Origin of the sequence: Streptomyces sp. IBSBF 3136, assembly GCF_036815105.1 — a bacterium.
Classification (GTDB): domain Bacteria; phylum Actinomycetota; class Actinomycetes; order Streptomycetales; family Streptomycetaceae; genus Streptomyces.
In genome coordinates, this window is the sequence record NZ_JAJSZC010000046.1 from 43,383 (window position 1) to 52,122 (window position 8,740).

An 8,740-nucleotide genomic window follows, 5' to 3' on the forward strand; every position below is an offset into this window, starting at 1 on the left:
CATGGATGTAGCAGAAAAGCGCCACTGGGTATTGACGGAGGTGTCGCTCGTCATCAAGGGAAGAGATCTCCGACCTGAAGAGATCACGCCCTTCCTTGACGTTGAGCCCACTGGTGTACGCAACCCGGGACCCAGTAAATGGGACCGCCCGGGCGAGATCGACGGGCAGTGGAGGATCAGCTGCAATGAGCGCACCAGTCGGGACTTTCACGAACAGCTGGACAGCATCCTCTCTATCGCCGAACGGAAGCGGGTAGAACTCAGGCAACTGGCTGAACAGGGGCATGAGGTGACCGTCAGCCTGTTCGGATTCTCCGGAAATGATTCGACTCTTGCTCTTCAGTCGGAAGAGATCAAGCGAATCGCGCACCTCGGATTCCCACTCAGAGTCACAGCCAGCATGAGTGAACGCTAAGAGAGCAATCATGGAAATGAAACCTGTGGTTAAATTGAAACCTTGGGCCGGCCTGACCACGTCACTGGTGGCATCAGGTCAGGGAATGGATTCGACTTCGCTGCTCAGCGAGTTCCGACTCGCCGACAATGAAAAGTTTCCTTCAAGTGAAGGCGTGGGAATTTATTCCGGCCCCGGCTGGGCCACGCTCACTGTTGACGAGCGACACTCGAAAAGCGCCGACGAACAGGCCGCGGAGCTGATCCGGTTCCTCGGCCCCCGCAAGCCGGCGCTCGACGCGCTGAAGAAGGCGGGGAAATCAGTGAAGGTCGACGTGTCAGGCGTTGCCGAGTCCGGATCGGGACTCTGTGTCTCGCCAGAGGTTCTTACAGGTCTTGCAGAGCTGGAAATCCCTCTCACCTTCACAACGGTCCGGGCCTCCGGTGAGGACGAGGAGGACCCGCTCGCCTGGCTCGGCTGACCCCTCGGCAGCCCAACTGCGGCGGCGCGAACGCACCTCGGGTGGCAGCTGGTGGCAGCTGCCACCTGGTGTTCTGGCCGGCCTGACCCACGCCCTACCGGCGCTTCCGCTCTCATAGCGGCCCGCGCCGCCGACACCCGGGCAAGCTCGATGCCGACAAGGGCTACGACTGCGACCGCCCGCGCCGATGGCTGTGAGGAGCCGTACTTGGATGCAGCAGAAAAGCGCGACTGGGTGCTGACGGACGTGTCGCTCGTCGTCAAGGGAGCCGATATCCGGCCTGCGGAGATCACGTCCTTCCTCGGTATCGAGCCCACCGGTGTGCGCGAGCCGGGACCCAGCAGGTGGGGCCGCCCGGACGAGGTCGACGGGGAGTGGGGCATCAACTGCGACTCCAACGTCAGCCGTGACTTCCATGAACAGTTGGACACCATCCTCTCCACGACGGAGAGCAAGCGGGCCGAGCTCGTGCAACTCACCGAGCGGGGCTACGAGGTGATCGTCGACGTCTACGGGTTCGCCGGGAACGACTGCAACCTCACCCTCCGCCCGGAGGAACTCAGGCGCATCGCGCTTCTGGGTTTCCCGCTCCGGGTCGCGGCCAATATGAACGAGCGCTGAATCATGCCGAAGAATATTGATGGAACGTGAAGCGAAGTTGAAGCCGTGGGGCAACTCGAGTGCCTCTCTCGGCGAGCGCCGACGAACAGGCCGCGGAACTCGTCGGGCTCCTGCCGACCCCCCACTCCCCCGTCGGCCTAGTCCAGGAAAGCCGTCTCGATCCAGCGGCGGACCGCCCGCGGTCGCATCCGGTGCAGCCGGCCGACGGTGTCGGCCACCTGCTGCGAGCCGCCGACCGACAGGAACTTCTCCCGTACCAGATCGGAGTGGGCCGCCCGGGTCTCCGGACCGGCGGCGCCCACCGGGATCAGCCGGGTACGGGAGACCGTACGGCCGTCCGTCAGCCGTACGGTGACCCGCGCGCCGGTGGCCTTCGTGGACCGGGAGAAGTCCCGGTCGTCGGCCCGCGCGGCGCCCACCAGGTCCACCAGCTCGTCCCCGCCGAAGCCGCGCAGCCAGGGCACGGCCAGCTCCCCCGCCTCGCGCACCGCCTCGCCGAACGGCGCGTCGGAAAGGAAGAGTTCGCGGGTCATGTCGGTGTCGTGCTCCAGCCGTATCCGCTTGGCCAGCGCCCAGCGGTCGGGGTCGTCCAGCTGCGGTGAGGAGAAGTCGTCCACCGAGAACTCGCCGGTGAGCAGGGTGGTGGCGACCGGGTAGGGCACGTCGAGCACCAGCGCGCCCAGCGGGGAGCCGGGGCCGGTCACGTACTGGGCGGCCCGCTCCCCCGCGAACAGCGTGTACAGGGACGCCTCCACGACCACTTCGGCCACGTCCGCGGGCCGTAGGGCGCCAAGTTCCCGGTGGATCTCGGCGGCGCAGTCCACGGCCGCGTCGATGCCGGGGCCGCCGGGGTGCATCTTGAAGGACAGGGTGTCGGTGTGCCAGCGGCGGCCCAGCCCCTTCGCCACCGCCTGCGGCAGCGGCACGGTCGCGAACCGGGCCAGGAAGCCGTCGCTGTGCTCCATGATGTCCGGCGCGCCACGCAGCCCGGCGTGGGCCGCGTCGCAGGCGTCCATCGCGGTGCGCACCGGCGTGAACGTGTTGAACAGCCGGGCGTCGCTGGCCAGGAAGGCGCGCATCAGCGGCCAGTTGGGCATGGCGAAGGCCAGCCCGAAGGCGTTCTCGAAGAGGGAGGCGGAGGCCCGGTCGCAGTGCAGGCGGCCCGCGACGGCGCCGGCCAGGTGGGTGTGCACGGCGCTCTGGCCGCGCAGCGGTCCCAGGGTCGCGGAGGCGGTGATGCGGGCGGCGCACTCGTTGGCCGCGACCACGGCGGTGAGCAGCGAGAGTCCGTCGAGCTGCCGGGCGTAGGCGAACGCGAGCGGGACGGCGACCGTGGAGTTGGACAGGTGCCCGGCGTACGCGGTGTCGTCCAGGTTGAGCCAGGAGCCGAGCGCGGCGAAGACGCCCGCGGCCTGCCGCGGGTCGCGCTGCATGGGGTGCCCGAAGGCGGCGACCAGCTTCCTGCCGAGGGGGTGCTGGAGACCGGCCCGGATGGAGGCGATCTGCGACAGCACCTGGCTCGCCGCGAGCTTCAGCACCCGGCACGGGATGTGCTGGGGGCGCAGGGTGGCAGCCCAGTGCGAGAGTTCGCGCAGCGGGGTGTCGGCGGGGGCGCGGCCGCGGCCTGCCCGGGACAGGGCGGGTGCCTGCCCGGCCCAGTCGTCGCACAGGGCCCGGGCGACGCTCTCCCCGAGGACAGCGGTCATGAGGCGGGTACCTTCCTTGCCGTGCGTGCGTCGCGGTCGGGGGTACGGCTGCGGAACACGACGGCGGGAGCACCGGCGAGCCGGTGCTCCCGCGGTCACTCACGTGTTCAGGCGGCCGGGACCTTGTCCAGGAAGCCGTAGACGGCCTTGATCTTGCCCTCGGCGTCGGTGACGAGGACGTCGAAGCCGATGGCGATCGGCTCGGCGCCCGGCTCGGTCACCAGGCCCCACTGGAAGCGTGCCTGGTCGTGGTGGGCGTCGACGGTGCCGTGCAGTTCGAAGCTCAGGCCCTTGAACTGGTCGCGGGCGCCGGCCACCACGGCCCCGAAGCCCTCGTGGCCCTCGACCGCCGCGAGCGGGTCGATGTACGGGGCGTCGGCGGTGAACAGCTCGGCGATGGCCGCGGCGCGCTTGTCGGCGTCCGCCTCGTTCCAGATGTCGAGGTAGCGGGAGACGGTGGTGGTCAGGTCGCTCATGCGGGCGTTCTCCTCTGTGGCGTGCTTGCTGGTTCTTCGGACAGGTGGCTCGGTTCGGGCTTCAGGGGGTGGCCGGCGCCCAGACCGGCAGGGCACCGGGCAGCACCTCGAAGGTGGCCGACGCGCCGATGCCGTGCTGGTACTCGCCGTCGTGCTCCAGCGGCAGCCGCCGGCCGTCGGTCCGCTCGACGGTGATGCTCCGGCCGCGCGCGTACACGGTCGCCCGGTGGTCCATGTGCGCGGCGTTCAGGGTGAGTCCGGGTACGTCGGCCGCGGCGATGCCGTCACCGATGACGCAGACGTCGAGCAGTCCGTCGTCGAGCAGCGAGTCGGGCAGCACCTGGAACCGGCCGCCGCGGTAGCGGCCGCCGCCGACGTTGGCGAGGACCGTGGGGCCCTCGTGCACGACCCTGCCGTCCACCGTGACCCGGCCCGGGTAGGGCGCGTAGTCGGCGGCGGTGTCGGCGAAGGCGCGGGCGTAGCGCTCGCGTCCGGACAGCGGCAGGTCACGGGCGGTGATCAGCGCGTCGGCGATCACTCCCGAACAGGCGCCGAGGTAGACGTAGTTGCGGGTCTCCGTCAGACGGGCCAGGTCGAGGCGGCGCAGGCGGGCGCTGCCGCCGATGCCGCTGTCGGTCAGGACCGCCTTCAGGGACTCGCTCCAGGGGCGCTCGCCCCACAGCATCTTGTAGCCCGAGTTGCCGGTGCCGCCGGGCACCACCGCGAGGGCGGCGTTCCCGGTGACGGGCACGAGGCCCTGGACGGCTTCCCGGACGGTCCCGTCGCCGCCGATGACGACGACGAGGTCGGGTGCCCCGGCCGGCCGCTGCAGGGCCCGGCGCACGGCGACGGTGGCGTCGCCCGGACCTGTGGTGAGGTGCACCTCGGCGCGCTCCAGGTAGGAGGCGCACAGCTGGCGTACCTCTTCGACCAGTTCGGGCGAGTGGCTGCCGGATGCGGGGTTTCCGAGGACGAGTGCCCGGGTGGGAGCCGGGGCTGCGGTGTCTGCCATGTCGGGCGTACTCCTTCGTCGGACGGCACCGGTGGACCGGGCGGGTTCCGTGCTCCGGCGTCGCGGCGGTCTCCACTGTGCCGGGGGGCGCTGTCACGGGCCTGACGTGCGGCTGACGCGGCCGGTGGGAGGCGTACGCACGGACGTCCGGCCCCGGGGGGAAGGGGGCCGGACGTCCGTGGGCCGGTGGGTGTCCGTCACTCCTTGACGAACGCCAGCAGGTCGGCGTTGAGCCGCTCCGCGTGGGTGGCGAACAGCCCGTGGGCGGCTCCCTCGTAGGTGCGGAAGGTGCTGCCGGGTATGAGTGCGGCGGTCCGTGGTCCGCACAGCGGGTACGGCGCCGCCAGGTCGGCGGTTCCGTGGATCACCAGGGTGGGCACGGTGACCGCGGCCGTCTCGGCGCGCTGGTCGGTGGTGAACAGGGTGCGGTAGATCTCCGTTCCGGCCCGGGGCGAGGTGTTGCGGCACATGCCGATGAGCCAGTCGGCGAGTTCCGGTGAGATCGGCAGGTCGTCCGGGTCGGGGTCCGGGCGGCCGGTGAAGAACGGCCAGGTGAGGGCGGCGAGCCAGGCGGCCCGGTCGGCGCGGATCGCCTGCTCGACCTGGTCGAACAGCTCGGGCTCCAGTCCGTCGGGATGGTCCGGGGCGCGCATCAGGAACGGGGTGGTCGAGGCGACCAGGGCCAGCTTGGCCACTCGGCCGGTGCCGTAGCGGGACAGGTAGCGGACGCACTCGCCGCCGCCCACCGCGTAGCCGACCAGCACCGCGTCCCTCAGGTCGAGGTGGTCGAGCAGGTCGGCGAGATCACCGGCGAGGGTGTCGTAGTCGTAGCCGTTCCAGGGGATGTCCGAGCGGCCGCTGCCGCGCCGGTCGTAGGTGACGCAGCGCAGACCGTTGCCGGCGAGGAACGGCGCCTGGAACTCCCACATGCGTGAGTCGGCCATGGCCGCGCCGAGGAGCACCACGGGCCGTCCGTCGCCCCAGTCGCTGTAGTGCAGCCGGGTCCCGTCCCGGGTGGTGAGGTGGGGCATGCCTGCTTGCCTCCTTCGCGAGGGTCGAGGTGCCCGGGCTCACTTCCGGGCGGTACGGCCGGGGGCGGCCAGCACCAGCAGGGAGGCGAGGACGCCCAGGCAGACGAGCGGGATCAGGGTGACGGCGAACGCGTGCGGGTAGGCGTCGGCCCGGCCGCCGTGGTCCGCGAGCACGGGGAAGAAGACCGTGCCGGCTACGGCGACACCAACGGCGGCCCCGCCCTCCTGGGCGGTGTTCAGCAGCCCGGAGGCGGCCGCCGCGTGCTCGGGGACCGCGCCGCCCAGCACCAGGTTGGTCAGCGGTCCCGTGGTCAGGCCCATGCCGAGCCCGGCGACCAGGAGGGCCGGCAGCAGCCACAGCACGTGGCCGCTCATGCCCAGGTCCTGCGCGGTCAGGGCGATCGCGGTGTAGCCGACGGCGAGGGTGAGCGGACCGGCGGCCACCCGGCGGGCGTTGACCGAGGCGGCGAACCGCGCGGAGACGACGGAGGCCCCGAAGTAGCCCGCGCCGAGCGCCAGGAAGACCAGGCCGGACTCCAGCGGGCTCAGGCCCCGGCCGAGCTGGAGGTAGAGGGCGAGGGTGAAGAAGAACGAGCCCATGGCGAGGAAGTAGACGACCGTGGCGACCAGGCCCACCGAGAACATCCGGGAGCGGAACATGCCCGGCTCGATCAGTGGGCCGCGTCCGGCGGCCGCCTTGCGGCGCAGGTGCCACACGGTCACCGCCAGCAGGACGGCCGCGCCGGCCAGCGACTCCCACACCCACACGGGCCAGTGGCGCTCCTGCCCTTCGAGCAGCGCGAAGACCACCAGGCCCAGGGTGACGGTGATCAGCAGGGCGCCGGCCAGGTCGAGCCGGGTGCCGCCCTGGCCGCGGGACTCGGGGATGGTCCGGCGGGTGCAGGCGAGGGAGAGCAGGCACAGCGGGACGTTGATCAGGAAGATCGTGCGCCAGCTGAGGCCGGCCACGTCGACGGAGATCAGCGCCCCGCCGATGAACTGGCCGAAGACGCCCGCGAGTCCGATGACCAGGCCGTAGATGTTGAAGGCGCGGTCGCGGGCCTCGCCCGTGTAGACGGTGCCGATGATCCCCAGCACCTGGGGCACCATCAGGGCCGCCGCGGCGCCCTGGGCGATGCGGGCCACGACGAGGACGGTCACCGTCGGCGCGAAGCTGCACGCGGCCGAGGCCACCATGAACAGCGCCATGCCGAGGGCGAACATCCGCCTGCGGCCGTAGAGGTCGCCGAGCCGGCCGCCGGTGATCAGGCCGGAGGTGAAGGCGACGCCGTAGCCGACGACGATCATCTGGGCCTGGGCGGCGGTGGCGTGCAGGTCGGCCTTGATGGCGGGGACGGCCACGTTGGCGATGAAGAAGTCCAGCACCGTGATGAACGTCCCGACGAGCACCACCAGCAGGGCTCCGGCCGAGGGGGCGGCGGCCGGGGCACCGGCCGGAACGGTCCGCTCGCGCCCCTCCACCGCGACGTCCGGGCTTGCTTCAGAAGTCATGACGACTCCGTTTCCTTGTTCTTTCGCTGTCGGTTGTCCGGTGCATCGGATTCCTCCGGTCACCAGGTCACGGGAAGACTGGTCACCCCGTGGAAGACGGTCCCGCGCCGGAACAGCGCGCGGGGGTCTGCCGCGAGGCGGAGGTTCGGGAAGCGGCGCAGGAGGGAGCGCAGGGCCAGCTCCATCTCCAGCCGGGCCAGCGGTGCGCCCTGGCAGTAGTGCGGGCCGAAGCCCCACTGCAGGTGGCCGCTGGTGTCGCGGTGCGGGTCGAGGCGGTGGGGGCAGGCGAAGACGGACTCGTCGTGGTTGCCGGCCGGGACCGAGATGACGACGGCGTCGCCCTTCTCGATGGTCACGCCGCCCAGTTCGACGTCCTCGACGGCGAGGCGGACCATGGCGTCCTGGGAGATCGACCAGTAGCGCATGGACTCCTCGATGAACGCGGGGATCAGCGCGCCGTCGTCGGCGGCGACCCGGTCGCGCAGTTCGTCGTCGCGCAGCAGGGCGAGGACGTTGAGGGCGATCTGGTTGGTGGTGGTCTCATGGCCCGCGACCAGGACCAGGCGGGCGATGCCGACGAGTTCGTCGAGGCTGAGGGCGCCGGTGGCGTGGTGGTTGACGGCGAGCCGGCTGATCAGGTCGTCGCCGGGGTCGGTGAGCTTGCGCAGTGCCAGCTTGGCCAGGTACTCCGACATCTCGACGAAGGCGGCCTGGGAGACGGCCGGGTCCTCCTGGGAGATGGTGACGCGGGTCTTCTCGATGAAGAAGGGTGAGTCCTCCTCGGGGACGCCCAGTAATCGCGCGATGACGAGGGTGGGCAGCGCCCGGGAGAAGACGGCGTGCAGGTCGGCCGGCTGGGGCTGGGCGGCCAGTTCGTCCAGCAGCTCGTCCACCAGCCGCTGGACCGGCTCGCGCAGCCGCTTGACGCGGCGGGCGGTGAACTCGGTCTGGATCATGCCGCGCAGTCGCGCGTGCTCGGGGTCGTCCAGGCGGAGGAACGAGCTGGGGTTGCCCCCGGGCGGCACCTGGATGCGCACGGGGGCGCCGGGTAAGGTCTCGTCGGCGCTCAGGCGGGGGTCCGCCAGCGCCTGCCGTACGTCGGCGTAGCGGGTGACCAGCCAGGCCAGGCGGGATTCCGCGGCGCCCGCCGGGAGGCGTACCGCGCAGGGGGGCGCCTTGCGCAGCTCGGCCAGGAGGGGCGGTGGGGCGCCGTCCTCGGTCCGGGCGAAGGGCCAGTCCAGGATGTCGGTGTGGTCTGCGAGTGACATGTTCGTCCTCCGTGTTCGGGGGGCAAAGGTGTTCCTCGGCACCGACTCTCTTTCTGCGTGGGGCACGGTGAGGGGGCCCGGGCGGGCCGCGAAGAGGAATGACTCCCTCCGGGGCACGCGCGGACGTCGAACGCCACTGTCGCGCAGCTCCCTGACACCGCGCTGACGCAGCGCTGACACGGGTCCCCGGCGGGCCCGTGCGAGTCGGTGGGGGGAGGCTGTCAGCGGGTGGCGAGGGC

The 8,740-nt window shown here is 71.2% G+C and carries 9 protein-coding genes; 3 read left to right on the forward strand and 6 right to left on the reverse strand.

The annotated features are described in order from the left end of the window. Position 1 precedes the first annotated feature (1 nt). The 3 genes from V7E45_RS12910 to V7E45_RS12920 all read left to right on the forward strand — a co-directional run bounded on the left by V7E45_RS12910 (position 2) and on the right by V7E45_RS12920 (position 1,496). A complete protein-coding gene (locus V7E45_RS12910) occupies positions 2 to 415 on the forward strand; it encodes a DUF4279 domain-containing protein (protein WP_333774261.1) in 414 nt (137 codons plus the stop codon). 10 nt (positions 416 to 425) lie between these two features. After that, positions 426 to 875, forward strand: a complete 450-nt coding sequence (locus tag V7E45_RS12915; protein WP_333774262.1) for a hypothetical protein — start codon at positions 426 to 428, stop codon at positions 873 to 875. Between the two features lie 207 nt (positions 876 to 1,082). Further along, complete coding sequence (locus V7E45_RS12920; RefSeq protein ID WP_333774263.1) at positions 1,083 to 1,496, forward strand: DUF4279 domain-containing protein; 414 nt, start codon at positions 1,083 to 1,085, stop codon at positions 1,494 to 1,496. Positions 1,497 to 1,633: 137 nt separating this feature from the next. Here the strand turns inward: V7E45_RS12920 and V7E45_RS12925 are convergent, their stop codons facing one another. The 6 genes from V7E45_RS12925 to V7E45_RS12950 form a co-directional block, all read right to left on the reverse strand. Beyond that, positions 1,634 to 3,202: an MmgE/PrpD family protein gene (locus V7E45_RS12925; protein ID WP_333774264.1), complete on the reverse strand. Its 1,569-nt coding sequence runs from the start codon at positions 3,200 to 3,202 to the stop codon at positions 1,634 to 1,636. Positions 3,203 to 3,309: 107 nt separating this feature from the next. Then, a complete protein-coding gene (locus tag V7E45_RS12930; protein ID WP_317445935.1) occupies positions 3,310 to 3,678 on the reverse strand; it encodes a nuclear transport factor 2 family protein in 369 nt (122 codons plus the stop codon). Between the two features lie 61 nt (positions 3,679 to 3,739). Further along, positions 3,740 to 4,690: a diacylglycerol/lipid kinase family protein gene (locus tag V7E45_RS12935; protein WP_333774265.1), complete on the reverse strand. Its 951-nt coding sequence runs from the start codon at positions 4,688 to 4,690 to the stop codon at positions 3,740 to 3,742. Between the two features lie 197 nt (positions 4,691 to 4,887). After that, the gene (locus V7E45_RS12940) at positions 4,888 to 5,721 is read right to left on the reverse strand and encodes an alpha/beta fold hydrolase (protein ID WP_333774266.1); all 834 of its coding nucleotides are present in this window, start codon (positions 5,719 to 5,721) and stop codon (positions 4,888 to 4,890) included. A 39-nt stretch (positions 5,722 to 5,760) separates the two neighbouring features. Further along, entirely contained in the window at positions 5,761 to 7,233 is a 1,473-nt protein-coding gene (locus V7E45_RS12945; RefSeq protein ID WP_333774267.1) for an MFS transporter, read from the reverse strand. A gap of 59 nt (positions 7,234 to 7,292) precedes the next feature. Next, positions 7,293 to 8,501: a cytochrome P450 gene (locus V7E45_RS12950; protein ID WP_333774268.1), complete on the reverse strand. Its 1,209-nt coding sequence runs from the start codon at positions 8,499 to 8,501 to the stop codon at positions 7,293 to 7,295. Between the last annotated feature and the right edge of the window lie 239 nt (positions 8,502 to 8,740).